Here is a 13,355-nt window from a genome sequence, read left to right on the forward strand (position 1 = left end):
CCTTGTTGACAGCCTGTCGTCACAGGTCGAACAATATCGGGGCGGAAACGGAACGTGCCGTGTCGTGTCGTTCCGGTGACCCGCGCCGTTCGTGCCGTTCGTGCCGCGACGAGCCGATCGGGGGACGGCTCGCCCGGCCGACGGTGCGACGGGCAGGTGCCCCGACCCTCCACCGCCGTTCACGCGGTGATGTCCTTCGTCGTGAACCGGGCCCAGGCCACCGAGCCGAACACCGCCGCGTACAGCCCCTGGAGCCCGAGGTTCCTGACCACCTCGTCCCAGTAGACGGGGGCGCGCAGCAGGTCCGCGTACGACATCCAGTAGTGCGGGAAGAGGTAGGGGTGGACCGCGCTCAGCTGCGGGATGCCGTCGACGATCTGCACGGTGATCAGCAGGCCGACGGTGGCGGCCATGGCGGCGACGCCGCTGCCGGTGAGCGTCGAGACGAACAGGCCGACGGCGGCGAAGCCGATCAGCGAGGCCGCGACGACGACCGCGATCAGCCCGGCCCGCAGCAGGCCCTCGCCGAAGCCGATCCGGGTGCCCGAGATGGTGGTGACGTCGCCGGCCGGGAAGAGCAGCAGGCCCACGGCCAGGGCCGACACCGCCACGACCAGGGTCGCGAGCAGGCAGAACACCAGCACCGAGGCGTACTTCGTCAGCAGCAGCCGGGTCCGGCCGGCCGGGGCGACCAGCAGGTAGCGCAGCGTTCCGGCGGCGGCCTCGCCCGCGACCGCGTCGCCCGCGACGACCCCGACGGCCATCGGCAGGAAGATCGGGAGGGTCACGGCGAGGGCGGCGAAGACCAGGAAGAGCCCGTTGTTGGTGACCTGGGAGAGGAAGGCCGGTCCGGCCGCGTCGCCGCCCCCGTCCGGGCCGGGCGAGGAGCCGTGGCCGGTCTCGATCCGTACCGCGATGCCGATCAGCACGGGCACCGCGGCCAGCAGCCCGAGCAGGGCCAGGGTGCGCCAGCGGCGGAGGGTCAGGGACAGCTCGGAGCGGAGGAGGCCGAAGGTCCACAGCGGATTGCGGGACATCCGCCCGGCAACGGAGGCGGGGGCAGGGGCGGTTTCAGCCTGCGACATCGAAACCCTCTCCGGTGAGTGCGACGAAGGCGTCCTCCAGCGAGGCCCGTTCGATCCCGAAGGACCGCAGGCGTACGCCGGCGTGGACCAGGGCGGCGCTGAGGTCGGCGAGTTCGGTGCCGGGCGGCGGGGCCTCGGCGTCGACCCGGTCGCCGTCGACGGTGATCCCGGTGACGCCCAGCTCCCCCAGGACGCGGGCGGCGTCGCCCGGGTCGGGGGTGGTGACGGCCAGCCGGCCCCGGGCGCCCGCCGCCAGTTCGGCGACCGGGCCCTGGGTGAGGAGGCGGCCCCGGGCCATCACCGCCGCGTGCGTGCAGACCTGCTCGATCTCGTCGAGGAGGTGCGAGGAGAGGAAGACCGTGGTGCCGTCCGCCGCCAGCTCCCGGACCAGGGTGCGGATCTCCCGCATGCCCTGCGGGTCCAGGCCGTTGGTCGGTTCGTCGAGGACCAGCAGGCGGCGCGGCCGGAGCAGGGCGGCGGCGAGGCCGAGGCGCTGCTTCATGCCGAGCGAGTACGCCTTGGCCTTCTTGCCGGACGCGGCGGCGAGGCCGACCCGGTCCAGGGCCTCGGCCACCCGGGCCCGGCGGGTGCGGGGATCGGCGGTCGGGTCGGCGGAGTCGTACCGCAGGAGGTTGTCCCGGCCGCTGAGGAAGCCGTACGGGGCGGGGCCCTCGATCAACGTGCCGACCTGCGGGAGCACGGTGCGGGCGGCGTCCGGCACCGGCTGGCCGAGGAGCCGTGCGGTGCCGGAGGTCGGGGTGATCAGGCCCATCAGCATCCGGATGGTGGTGGTCTTGCCCGAGCCGTTGGGGCCGAGGAAGCCGAAGACGCTGCCGCCGGGGACCGTGAGGTCCAGGCCGTCGACGGCGAGCTGGCCGCCCCGGTACCGCTTGGTGAGGCCCCGGGTCTCGATCACGGGGCCGGGGGCGGCGGCCGTCGCGGGTTGTGTCATGCGTACTCCCCCAGGGGTCGGACGGGACCGCCCCGCCGTACGGAGCGTACGACGGGGCGGCCGGGCGGTGCGTGGTGCGTGGTGGGCACGCGGTGCGCGGGTACGGGCGCGCGCGGGGTGCGCCCGTACCGTCAGGAGGCGCCGTTCGCGACCTCGACCAGCTTCTCCTTGGTGACGGCGCCGACGTAGACCCGGCCGTCGTCGGTCATCAGGGTGTTGACGACGCGGGTCTTGAAGACGGTGCCCGAGCCGAACTTCCCGCTGACCTTGTCGCCCAGCGCGTCCAGGAACTGCCGGGCCTCGGCCGGGGCCTCCTCCGACGCCTTGCCGGGGAGTCCGGCGGCGCCCGGGACCTTGAACTCGGCGACGGCGCTCCAGCCCTCGCCGATGACCCGGGCCCCCTTCACGCCCTGGTCCCCCGCGCCGAGCTGCCCGGCGCCCGGGACCAGTCCCTCCAGGCCCTCCAGCCCCTTCGTGCCGTCGGACCGGCCGGCCTTCCCGCCGTCCTCGTCCTCCTGGGCCTCGGTCACCTCGGTGCCCTTGGCCGGGGTGAAGGTGAACAGGGAGGCGTCCGGCTTCGCGAAGTCGACCTTGGTGAACCCGGCGTCGACGATCGCCTTGCCGCCCGAGCTCGGCAGCAGGGTGAACTTGAGCGGTACGCCGTTCTCCGCGTCGACCGCGATGGTGGCCGAGCCGATCGTGGAGCCGCTCTGCTTCGGCTTGACCACCAGCCGGTACGCGTCGCGCCCGGCGACCTGCGCGGTGCCGTCGACCGTCACCGACGTGGTCGGCCCGGCGGCCTCCAGCACCTGCTCGGCCAGGGCCTTAGGGGTGGTGGGCACGCCCTCGGGCACGGACCGCTTCCCGGAGCGGTGCCCGGCGTCCTTCCCGGCCCCGTCCGCGGTGGCGTGGTAGGCCGTGTCGGACTTGCTGTCGTACGCCCAGACCTGGTCGCCGTTGCGGATCAGGCTGTACTCGGCGGCGTCGTCCAGGATGGACAGCCGCTGCTTGTCGGGGCCGTCGGCGGCCACCCGGAGCGTGTGCGTGCCCGACACCAGCTCCGTCATCCGGTCCTTCGGGTCGGCGCTCGCACCGCCCCGGCCGCCCGGCCCGCCCTCGCCGCCGGTGAAGGCGCCGGCCAGGCCGCCGAGCGACGGGATGCCGAGGTCCGTGCTGATCCGCATCGTGCCGGAGAGCCGCTGCGTGTCCGAGGCGGCGATCTTCTCGATGAGTTCCTGCGCGCCGATCTTCGGCAGTTCGGGGTCGCCGGAGCTCGCGAGCGCCGGGACGAGCCCGATCGTCGCGGCGGCCACCCCGGCCACCGCGACCGGGACGATGTAGCGCGCCGCCTTGCGGCGTCCGACGCTGCCGCCGGCCGTGGTTCCGGTCGTTGTGCTGTCGTTCGGTGCCATCTGTGCCCTACCTCCGTGGTCGGCGGCTTCCGTCCGGTTGCCCGTTCCGTGCCCACTCCGCGCCGCCATTCTCACCCGGTCCGGTCAGGAGTGGTTGTTCTCCATCTGACCAAATCGGCGGCCCCGGAACGTCAGCCCGCGGAAGCAACTCCGCCTACCTCTGCGGTATGACACCGCGCCCGGCCGTACCGCGAACCGCGTCGGGGATGTCCCTGACACCCCACCGGCCGCAGGGACCCCGCAAGAGGGTGACGGGGGCTCAGGGGCCCCGGCCGTGATCCCCCTGGGGGGTGTCTGATGAATGAGTGCGGGTGAAGGAGCGGGGTCCGGTGCGTGCGGTCGCAAGGCGCCGGGGCGTCTGCGTGGCGGAGCCACGTGGGCGGTTCGGCAACGCCGCGAGCGTGCGTGCCGGACCCCGCGACGCCGCAGGCATTTGTCAGACACCCCCTAGCCCGCGCGGTGGACCACCGCGTCGCACAGCTCGTACAGCGCGGCCTTCGCGTAGCCGTCGGGCAGCGGCGCCAGCGTGGCGCGCGCCTCCTCCGCGTACCGCACGGTGTCCCGCCTGGCCTGCTCCAGCGCCGGGTGGGCACGCAGCCTGCGCAGCGCCTCGGCGTGCCGGGCGTCGTCGGCGAGGTCGCCGTCGAGCAGCTCGACGAGCTCCACGTCCTCGGGCCTGCCCTCGGCCGCGGCGCGGGCCCGCAGATGGAGCACGGGCAGCGTCGGGATGCCCTCGCGGAGGTCGGTGCCCGGGGTCTTCCCGGACTCGTGGGAGTCGGAGGCGATGTCGAGCACGTCGTCGGCGAGCTGGAAGGCGACGCCGAGCCGCTCCCCGTACTGGGTCAGCACGTCGACCGCCGCATCGTCCGCACCGGCCGTCATCGCGCCGAAGCGGCAGGCCACCGCGATCAGCGAGCCGGTCTTGCCGCGCAGCACCTCCAGGTAGTGCTCCACCGGGTCGGCGCCCTCGGCCGGGCCGGCGGTCTCCAGGATCTGGCCGGTGACCAGCCGCTCGAACGCCTCCGCCTGGACGCGCACGGCCTCCGGGCCGAGGTCGGCCAGTATGTGCGAGGCCCGGGAGAAGAGGAAGTCGCCGGTCAGCACGGCCACCGAGTTGCCCCAGCGGGTGTTGGCGCTGGGCACGCCGCGGCGCACGTCCGCCTCGTCCATCACGTCGTCGTGGTACAGCGTCGCGAGGTGCGTCAGCTCGACGACCACGGCGGCGGGCACCACGCCCGGCGCGTCCGGGTCGCCGAACTGGGCGGCCAGTATCCCGAGCAGCGGCCGGAAGCGCTTGCCCCCGGCGCGGACGAGATGCTGCGCGGCCTCCGTGATGAAGGGCACGCTGCTCTTGGTGGCATCGAGCAGCCCGGACTCGACAGCGGCCAATCCGGCCTGGACACCGGCCTCAAGCGCCTGGTCCCGCACGCTCAGCCCGAACGGCCCGACGACGGTCACGAGGGGTTCTCCTGTCTGCTGACGATCACACGGAATGTCGATGTGTCGCTGCCATCACTCAAGTCAGCGTATCCGGTCCCCTTTGGATCACCGTGGGCGCCTTCCCGCCACCGCCGGTATGTTCGGGATCAGCTCATACGATCAGGAGTTCTCCCTTTGTCCCCCACGGCATCCGACACTCAGCCGACCAGACCGCCCCGCACGGACGACCATGCCTTTTTCGGCCAGCCACGGGGTCTGATGACCCTGTCGGGCCTGGAGGTCTGGGAGCGGTTCTCGTTCCTGGGCATGCAGGCGATTCTGGTCCTCTACTTCGCCGACACGGTGTCCCGCGGCGGCATGGGCATGTCGCCCGGCACCGCGGCCTCGGTCTCGGCCGCCTACGGCACGCTGGTCTACCTGGTGTCCGTGGCGGGCGGCTGGCTGGCCGACCGGATGCTCGGCTCGTACCGCGCGGTGCTGTACGGAGGCATCCTCATCGCCTGCGGGCACTACGCCATGGCGGTGCCCACCGACGCGATGACCTGGACCGGCCTCGGGCTGATCAGCGCGGGAACGGGCCTGCTCAAGCCCAATGTGGCCACCATGGTCGGCAAGCTCTACCGCACCGACGACGAGCGCCGGGACGCCGGGTTCGCGCTCTACTACATGGGCATCAACATCGGCGCGTTCCTCGGCCCGCTGGTCACCGGCTGGCTCGGCGACCACGCGAGCTGGCACTGGGGCTTCTCGGCCGCCGCCTTCGGCATGACCCTCGGCCTGATCCAGTACGTGCTGGGCCGCCGTCACCTGGCCGGGCGAAAGCACACGGCCGAATTCGCCCTTGCCCCGGAGGCGATGCGGCGGGCCGTACGGCTCATCGCGGCGGGGGCCGTGGCCGTCGCCGTCCTCGCCACCGTCCTGGCCCTGGCGGGGTGGCTCACCATGGGCCGCCTCGTCGACCTGCTCACCCTGATCTCGGTGATCGCGCCGGTGGTGTACTTCGCGGTGATGTTCCGCAGCCCCCGGGTCACGGCCGAGGAGCGCGGCAGGCTGCGCCCGTACGTGGTGCTCTTCCTGGCCTCGGTGGTCTTCAACTTCATCCTGTTCCAGGCGTACTCGACGATGATGCTGCTCGCGTCGACCAACGCCCGCACCGAGATCCTCGGCTTCCACTTCCCGGCGAGCTGGTACGCCTCCGCGCTCGGCGCCTTCGAGGTGGCGCTCGCCCCGGTGGTCGCCGCCGTCTGGGCGCGGATGGGGCCGCGCCAGCCGCACGCCTCCAACAAGATCGCGATCGGGGTGATCCTCGGCGGGCTGTCGTTCCTGCTGATGGTCCTGCCCACCTCGGGCCACACCGGCGACACGTACAAGATGGCCGCCTGGTGGATCGTCGGCTCCTACCTGCTGCTCGGCCTCGGCGACATCCTGCTGGAGACCTCCGGCATGTCCGCGACCACCAAGCTCGCCCCCAAGGCGTTCACCAGCCAGACGATGGCGCTCTGGTTCCTCTCGCTGGCCCTCGCCAACGGCATCCAGGCCCAGGTCGTGAAGGTGTACGGCGAGGTCTCCAACCCCGTCTACTTCGGCGTCAACGGCGCGATCGCGGTGGTGGGCGGCCTGGCCGTCGTCGCCGCCGCCCCCTGGCTCAGGCGCACCATGCACCCCGTCCACTGAGGTACCACCATGCACATCCGCACCACGTTCCCCTACGAGACCGTCCGTGAGGACGTCCGCATCCCGCTGCCGGACGGCACCCTGCTGTACGCCCGGGTCTGGCGCCCGGTCACCGAGGAGCCGGTGCCCGCGCTCCTGGAGTACCTGCCGTACCGGCTGACCGACTGGACGGCGCCGCGCGACTGGCAGCGCCACCCCTGGTACGCGGGCCACGGCTACGCCTCCGTCCGCGTCGACGTGCGCGGCCACGGCAACAGCGAGGGGATGCCGGGCGACGAGTACGACGCGACGGAGCTGGCGGACGGCGTGGCCGTCGTCCACTGGCTGGCCGAGCAGGAGTGGTGCTCGGGCCGGGTCGGCATGTTCGGCATCTCCTGGGGCGGCTTCAACTCGCTCCAGATCGCCGCGCTGGCCCCCGAGCCGCTGAAGGCGGTCGTCACCGTCTGCTCCACCGACGACCGCTACGACAACGACGTCCACTACATGGGCGGCTCGGTCCTCGGCGTCGACATGCACGCCTGGGCGGCCACCATGCTGGCCTTCGTCTCCCGCCCGCCGGACCCGGCGCACGTCGGCGCGGGCTGGAAGGACATGTGGCTGGAGCGGCTGGAGAAGGTCGAGCCGTTCATCCACACCTGGCTGGCCCACCAGACCCGCGACGCGTACTGGAAGCACGGCAGCGTCTGCGAGGACTACTCCGCGATCCGGGCGAAGGTCCTCGCGGTGGGCGGCTGGCACGACCCGTACCGCGACACCGTGCTCCGGCTCGTCGAGCACCTTCCGCCGGACCGGGTGCGCGGGCTGATCGGGCCCTGGTCGCACCAGTACCCGGACCGGGGGCTGCCGCCGGGGCCGTCGATCGGCTTCCTCCAGGAGACGCTGCGCTGGTGGGACCAGCACCTGAAGGACGAGGACACCGGCGTGATGGCCGAGCCGCTGCTGCGGTCCTGGATCAGCGCCTCGCACCGCCCCGCCACGGTCTACGAGACGCTGCCGGGGCGCTGGGTCGGGGACGACGCCTGGCCGTCCCCGAACGTCTCCCCCGTCGCGTACGCGCTGGGCGGCGGCCCGCAGACCGTCGACTCGCCGCAGCGCACCGGGCTGGACGCCGGACGCTTCTTCCCGTTCGGCAACGACGCCGACCTGCCGCCCGACCAGCGCGACGAGGACGCCAAGTCGGTCTGCTTCGAGTTCCCCGTCGAGGGCGCCCCGATCGAGATCCTCGGCCGCCCCCGGGTGACGCTGCGCATCCGGATGGACGTACCGCGCGGCCAGGCGATCGCCCGGCTCTGCGACGTGGCGCCGGACGGCTCCTCCACCCTGGTCACCCGGGGCGCGCTGAACCTGTCCGCCCGGCACGGCCGCGACCGGGTGGTGGAGTGGCCGCCCGGCGCCACCGAGGACGTCACCTTCGAGCTGAACGGGATCGGGCACACCTTCCCGCCCGGCCACCGCATCCGGCTCGCCGTCTCCTCCGCGTACTGGCCGTGGATCTGGCCGCAGGCCGGCTCGGTGGGCTTCACCCTCGACGCCGACGGCAGCCGGGTCGAGCTGCCGGTGCGCCGCGCCGCCGGGGAGCCGGAGATCCGGTTCGGGGAGCCGGAGCAGTCGGAGCCGCTGGGCGTGGTGTACCCGGCGACCCTCGACGAGCAGCGCCCGGAGCGGCTGGTGGTCCGGGACGTCGCCAAGGGCGAGTGGCGGCTGGAGGTCGACCCCCGCTACGGCGGCACCCGGGTCTACCCGGACGGCCTGGAGTTCACCGAGGACGCGCTGGAGACGTACACGATCCAGGAGGACGACCCGCTCTCCGCCCGCACCCGCTCCGACTGGACGATCCGGCTGCACCGGCCCGAACTGGCCTGGGACGTACGGATCGAGACCCGCTCGGAGATCACCGCGGACGCCGCCGACTTCGTCACCTCCGACGAGGTCGTCTGCACGGAGGGCGGCGAGGTCGTCTTCCACCGCACCTGGGAGCGGCGCGTCCCGCGCACGGCGGGGTGAGCCGGGCCGGTGCCCGGACACCGTGGAACTTTCCGGGCATCGGCCCCAGTTGGGACACTCCCGCGACGGGGCGGCGCCGACGTAACGTGTCCCCCAAGCGACCTGGAAAGCGAGGCAGCAACACATGCCCGAGCAGAGCAGCCCGCTCGATCTGGCCGAGGGCGACCCCTTCGGCCCGCACAACCTTCCCTACGGTGTGTTCTCCACCCCCGACCACCCCGAGGACCGCCGGGTCGGCGTCCGCATCGGCGACCACGTCCTGGACGCCGGGGCCGCGGCCCACGCGCTCGGCTCGCCCTACGCGCGCCTCCTCGCGCAGCCCGACCTGACCGCCCTGCTGGCGGCGGGCCGCACCGCCTGGCGGGACGTCCGGCGGGCCCTCACCGCCTGGGTCACCGTCCCGGCGCACCGCGCGGACATCGAGCCGCTGCTCCACCCGCTGGACGCCGTGACGCTCCACCTGCCGTACCGGGTGGGCGACTACGTCGACTTCTACGCGAGCGAGAACCACGCCACCAACGTCGGGAAGATCTTCCGCCCGAACGCCGAGGCGCTGACGCCGAACTGGAAGCACCTGCCGATCGGCTACCACGGCCGTTCCGGCACCGTCGTCGTCTCGGGCACGGACGTGGTCCGCCCGTCCGGCCAGCGCAAGGCCCCGGCCGACCCGGCCCCGGTCTTCGGCCCCTCCGTCAAGCTGGACATCGAGGCCGAGGTCGGCTTCGTCGTCGGCGTCGGCTCCGCGCAGGGCACCCCGGTCCCGCTGGGCTCCTTCCGGGACCACGTCTTCGGGCTCTGCCTGCTCAACGACTGGTCGGCGCGGGACATCCAGGCGTGGGAGTACGTCCCGCTCGGCCCGTTCCTCGGCAAGTCCTTCGCCACCTCCGTGTCGGCCTGGGTGACCCCGCTGGAGGCCCTGGAGGCGGCCCGGATCGCACCCCCGGCCCGCGACCTCCCGCTCCTGCCCTACCTGGAGGACGCCGACGCGGACGAGCCCGGCGGCCTCGACCTGCGGATCTCCGTCGCGATCAACGGCGAGACGGTCGCGGAGCCGCCGTTCTCCACGATGTACTGGACGGCCGCCCAGATGCTGGCCCAGATGACGGTGAACGGCGCCTCGCTGCGCACCGGCGACCTGTACGGCTCCGGCACGGTCAGCGGCGCCGAGCCCGGACAGCGCGGCTCCCTGCTGGAGCTGACCTGGAACGGCACCGAGCCGCTGGAGCTCACGAACGGCAAGCGCACCTTCCTGGAGGACGGCGACACGGTGACGCTGACCGCCTGGGCGCCGGGGCCGGACTCCACCCGGATCGGCATCGGCGAGGTCACGGGCCGAATCGTCCCCGCGTCATGACCCAGCCCGCTCCGGAGCTCACGCTCCCCGAGGAACTGCTGCTGCTCGCCCTCCACCCGCTGCGCGGCCGGCCGCTGTGCCGCGCCCGGTCCCTGGAGTACGGGACGGCCGGCGCGGCCCTGCGGGAGCTGGAGCTCCAGGGGCGGATCACCGAGGAGCGCGGCCGGGTCGGGGTGACCGGTCTGCCCGCTCCCGGGGACCCCTTCCTCGGGCAGGTGCTGGACAGCCTGGCGACCCCGCGGGCGCACGGACTCGGCGCACGGGGCTGGGTGCGCCAGGCCGGGCAGTACACCGGGGAGCTCTGCCTGGAGCATCTGGTGCGCCGCTCGGTGCTGCGCCGGGAGACCGGCCGCCTGCTGGGCCTGCTGCCGTTCCACCGCCACCTGGCCGAGGACCCGGGCCTGCCGCTCGCGGTCCGGGACCGCTTCGCCGCCGCGCAGGCCGCGGGCTTCCCGGAACCGCGCGGCCGGGCGCTGGCCGCCCTGGTCGCGGCGGTCGGCCTGGCGTCCGAGGTGGGGCGGGGCGGGCTGCGGGCCGGCTGGACGCTGCACGGCCTGATCGACGACGACTGGGCCGCCAGCGCCGTCCACCACAACGTCCGCCGGGACCGGTCGTCCCCCCGCGTCCCGTCCTTCGCCTCGAACAACACCTCCAGCGACGACTGACGGACCCGGCTCCCCTGGAAAACCCCTGGTCAGCCCCGCACCAGGCGTTCACACGTCCGGGGGAGCCGTGTCCCGTTCCCGGCGGATACGCCGAAAAGCCCCGTGAGACTCCACGCCATGGGAGCACCGATGAGCGTCGGCCCCGAGGCCGACGAGCCGCGGTGGGCGGTTCCGCCCGTGGGCGGCTGGACCGCCGATGACCTGGACACACTCCCGAATCTGCCTCCGCACACGGAGCTGATCGACGGTAGTCTCGCGTTCCGGCCTCCGCAGACCGTCTTCCACATGCGAGCGGTCGACCTGTTCAGCTTCCGGCTGCAGGCGCTGGCGCCCTACGCGTACGAAGTCGTGCGCGAGTTCACCATCGACATCGACCGGCTACAACCGGCCCGAGCCCGATGTGGTCGTCGTGGACGGCGAGATCGTCCAGGGCCTGGGCCGGACCCGCTTCCCCGCGGACAGCGTGCTCCTGGCGGGTGGAGAACCACGACGACCGGGCCGTGGTCCACGTCTTCGAGCTGGAGCCGTCGACCGGGGCCTACACCCCCACCGGAATCTTCCACGACCGGATGAAGGTCTCCGCCCCCTTCCCCGTCGATCTCGACCTCACGGAGATCACCTCGCGGCGCCGGGCGGCGGAGCGGTGACGCACCACCCGCCGCCCGGCCCGCTTCCTCACTCGTACTCGGGCGGCTCCTCGTCCCAGCCGAACTCCGCGTCGTCGTAGGGCGCCTGGGCCTGGGCACGGGGCGCCGGGGCCGGGGCGGGTTCCTGGGCCGCCGGGGGCGCCTCGGGCGTCCGGGGCTCGGGGGTCTCCTGGGGCTCCGGGGCTGCCGGCGCCGCCGGGGACTCCTGGGGCGCCGCCCCACCGAACTCCGCCAGGACCTCCAGCACGCCCTCCCCGTACGTCGCCAGCTTCTTCTCGCCCAGGCCGCTGATGCCGCCCAGCGCGGCGACCGAGTCCGGCCGGGCCGCGGCGATCTCGCGCAGGGTCGCGTCGTGGAAGATGACGTACGCCGGGACGCCCTGCTCCTTCGCCCGGACCGCGCGCCAGGCCCGCAACGCCTCGAAGACCGGAACGGCCTCCGGGAACAGCTCGGCGGCGGCCGCCGCCTGCGACTTCGTCCTGCGCTCGGCCTTGGTGGACCGGGACGCGGGCTTCGGCGCCTCCTTGCGCAGCAGGACCTCGCGCTGCCGCCCGAGGACCGAGCCGCTCTCCTCGGTCAGCACCAGCGTCCCGTACTCGCCCTCGACGGCGAGCAGCCCTTGCGCGAGCAACTGCCGTACGGTGCCGCGCCATTCGGCCTCGCCCAGCTCGTCGCCGATGCCGAAGACGGAGAGCTGGTCGTGGTCGAACTGAATGACCTTCGCGGTGCGGCGGCCGAGCAGGATGTCGATGATCTGGCCCGCGCCGAACTTCTGCCCGCGCTCCCGCTTCAGCCGCACCACCGTCGACAGCAGCTTCTGCGCGGCCACCGTGCCGTCCCAGCTCTCCGGCGGGGTCAGGCAGGTGTCGCAGTTGCCGCAGTCCGTCGTGGTGGGCACCTGGCCGAAGTACGTCAGCAGCTGCGCCCGGCGGCAGCGGACCGTCTCGCACAGGGCCAGCATCGCGTCGAGGTGGGAGGCGGCACGGCGGCGGAACGCCTCGTCGCCCTCGCCGCCCTGGATGAGCTTGCGCTGCTGGACCACGTCCTGGAGGCCGTACGCCATCCAGGCCGTGGACGGCTGCCCGTCGCGGCCGGCGCGGCCGGTCTCCTGGTAGTAGCCCTCGACCGACTTCGGCAGGTCGAGGTGGGCGACGAACCGTACGTCCGGCTTGTCGATGCCCATGCCGAAGGCGATCGTCGCGACGACGACCAGGCCCTCCTCGCGCAGGAACCGGGACTGGTGGGCGGCACGGGTCCCCGCGTCGAGACCCGCGTGGTACGGGACGGCCTCGACGCCGTTGCGGGAGAGGTACTCGGCGGTCTTCTCCGTCGAATTGCGCGAGAGGCAGTACACGATGCCCGCGTCCCCGGCGTGCTCCTCCTTGAGGAAGGTGAGCAGCTGCTTCTTCGGGTCGGCCTTGGCCACGATCCGGTACTGGATGTTGGGCCGGTCGAAGCTGGCGACGAAGTGCTTGGCGTCGGGCATGCCGAGGCGCCGGGTGATCTCCTGGTGCGTGGCGTCGGTGGCCGTCGCGGTCAGCGCGATGCGCGGTACGTCGGGCCAGCGCTCGCCGAGGACCGAGAGGGCCAGGTAGTCGGGGCGGAAGTCGTGGCCCCACTGGGCGACGCAGTGCGCCTCGTCGACCGCGAAGACGGAGACCTCGCCGCGCGAGAGCAGGTCGAGCGTGGAGTCGAGCCGGAGCCGCTCCGGGGCCAGGTAGAGCAGGTCCAGCTCACCGGCGAGGAACTGCGCCTCCATCGAGCGGCGCTCGTCGAAGTCCTGCGTCGAGTTGACGAACCCGGCGCGCACGCCGAGCGCCCGCAACGCGTCGACCTGGTCCTGCATGAGGGCGATCAGCGGGGAGACCACCACACCCGTACCGGATCTGACCAGGGCCGGGATCTGGTAGCAGAGGGACTTGCCGCCGCCCGTGGGCATGAGCACGACGGCGTCGCCGCCGGCCACCACATGGTCGACGATCGCTTCCTGCTCACCGCGGAACGCCTCGTAGCCGAACACCTTGTGCAGCGTCCGCCGTGCGTCGCTCTCGGTCACATCCATCGTTCCGCCCGCGCCCATCGCTCTGCCCTGCTCCGTGTTGCCGTCTCCCTGCCACGATAG

The 13,355-nt window shown here is 73.1% G+C and carries 9 protein-coding genes and 1 pseudogene; 5 read left to right on the plus strand and 5 right to left on the minus strand.

The genetic code is table 11. The features are described 5' to 3' along the window. Nucleotides 1–179: 179 nt before the first annotated feature. From ACIQGQ_RS03160 to ACIQGQ_RS03175, 4 genes are all read right to left on the minus strand, one after another. Complete coding sequence (locus ACIQGQ_RS03160; protein WP_402389903.1) at nucleotides 180–1,085, minus strand: ABC transporter permease; 906 nt, start codon at nucleotides 1,083–1,085, stop codon at nucleotides 180–182. Then, on the minus strand, nucleotides 1,072–2,037 hold the full coding sequence (locus tag ACIQGQ_RS03165; protein WP_402389905.1) for an ATP-binding cassette domain-containing protein: 966 nt from the start codon (nucleotides 2,035–2,037) through the stop codon (nucleotides 1,072–1,074). Before ACIQGQ_RS03165 ends, ACIQGQ_RS03160 begins: the two co-directional genes overlap by 14 nt. Before the next feature lie 131 nt (nucleotides 2,038–2,168). Beyond that, nucleotides 2,169–3,449 (minus strand): outer membrane lipoprotein carrier protein LolA, encoded by a 1,281-nt coding sequence (locus ACIQGQ_RS03170; RefSeq protein WP_402389908.1) that lies wholly within the window; start codon nucleotides 3,447–3,449, stop codon nucleotides 2,169–2,171. A 447-nt stretch (nucleotides 3,450–3,896) separates the two neighbouring features. Then, nucleotides 3,897–4,907 (minus strand): polyprenyl synthetase family protein, encoded by a 1,011-nt coding sequence (locus ACIQGQ_RS03175; protein ID WP_402389910.1) that lies wholly within the window; start codon nucleotides 4,905–4,907, stop codon nucleotides 3,897–3,899. A 156-nt stretch (nucleotides 4,908–5,063) separates the two neighbouring features. On the opposite strand from ACIQGQ_RS03175, the gene ACIQGQ_RS03180 reads away from it, so the two are divergent. From ACIQGQ_RS03180 to ACIQGQ_RS03200, 5 genes and pseudogenes are all read left to right on the plus strand, one after another. Beyond that, nucleotides 5,064–6,563, plus strand: a complete 1,500-nt coding sequence (locus tag ACIQGQ_RS03180) for a peptide MFS transporter (protein WP_402389912.1) — start codon at nucleotides 5,064–5,066, stop codon at nucleotides 6,561–6,563. Nucleotides 6,564–6,572: 9 nt separating this feature from the next. Further along, nucleotides 6,573–8,567: a CocE/NonD family hydrolase gene (locus ACIQGQ_RS03185; protein WP_402389914.1), complete on the plus strand. Its 1,995-nt coding sequence runs from the start codon at nucleotides 6,573–6,575 to the stop codon at nucleotides 8,565–8,567. 124 nt (nucleotides 8,568–8,691) lie between these two features. Continuing rightward, a complete protein-coding gene (gene fahA / locus ACIQGQ_RS03190) occupies nucleotides 8,692–9,921 on the plus strand; it encodes a fumarylacetoacetase (protein ID WP_402389917.1) in 1,230 nt (409 codons plus the stop codon). Next, nucleotides 9,918–10,586 (plus strand): GPP34 family phosphoprotein, encoded by a 669-nt coding sequence (locus tag ACIQGQ_RS03195; RefSeq protein WP_402389920.1) that lies wholly within the window; start codon nucleotides 9,918–9,920, stop codon nucleotides 10,584–10,586. Before fahA ends, ACIQGQ_RS03195 begins: the two co-directional genes overlap by 4 nt. Nucleotides 10,587–10,715: 129 nt before the next feature. Continuing rightward, nucleotides 10,716–11,233, plus strand: a pseudogene (locus ACIQGQ_RS03200) (Uma2 family endonuclease). 28 nt (nucleotides 11,234–11,261) lie between these two features. On the opposite strand, the gene recQ reads toward ACIQGQ_RS03200, so the two are convergent. Further along, nucleotides 11,262–13,295, minus strand: a complete 2,034-nt coding sequence (gene recQ, locus ACIQGQ_RS03205; RefSeq protein WP_402389922.1) for a DNA helicase RecQ — start codon at nucleotides 13,293–13,295, stop codon at nucleotides 11,262–11,264. Between the last annotated feature and the right edge of the window lie 60 nt (nucleotides 13,296–13,355).

The organism is Streptomyces sp. NPDC092952, assembly GCF_044754785.1.
Lineage (GTDB): Bacteria > Actinomycetota > Actinomycetes > Streptomycetales > Streptomycetaceae > Streptomyces.

Bases quoted from the DNA above. Each gene is read 5' to 3' on its own strand.
- ACIQGQ_RS03160 (WP_402389903.1), bottom strand. From the start codon at position 1,085: ATGTCGCAGGCTGAAACCGCCCCTGCCCCCGCCTCCGTTGCCGGGCGG.
- ACIQGQ_RS03165 (WP_402389905.1), bottom strand. From the start codon at position 2,037: ATGACACAACCCGCGACGGCCGCCGCCCCCGGCCCCGTGATCGAGACC.
- ACIQGQ_RS03170 (WP_402389908.1), bottom strand. From the start codon at position 3,449: ATGGCACCGAACGACAGCACAACGACCGGAACCACGGCCGGCGGCAGC.
- ACIQGQ_RS03185 (WP_402389914.1), top strand. From the start codon at position 6,573: ATGCACATCCGCACCACGTTCCCCTACGAGACCGTCCGTGAGGACGTC.
- fahA (WP_402389917.1), top strand. From the start codon at position 8,692: ATGCCCGAGCAGAGCAGCCCGCTCGATCTGGCCGAGGGCGACCCCTTC.
- ACIQGQ_RS03195 (WP_402389920.1), top strand. From the start codon at position 9,918: ATGACCCAGCCCGCTCCGGAGCTCACGCTCCCCGAGGAACTGCTGCTG.
- recQ (WP_402389922.1), bottom strand. From the start codon at position 13,295: ATGGATGTGACCGAGAGCGACGCACGGCGGACGCTGCACAAGGTGTTC.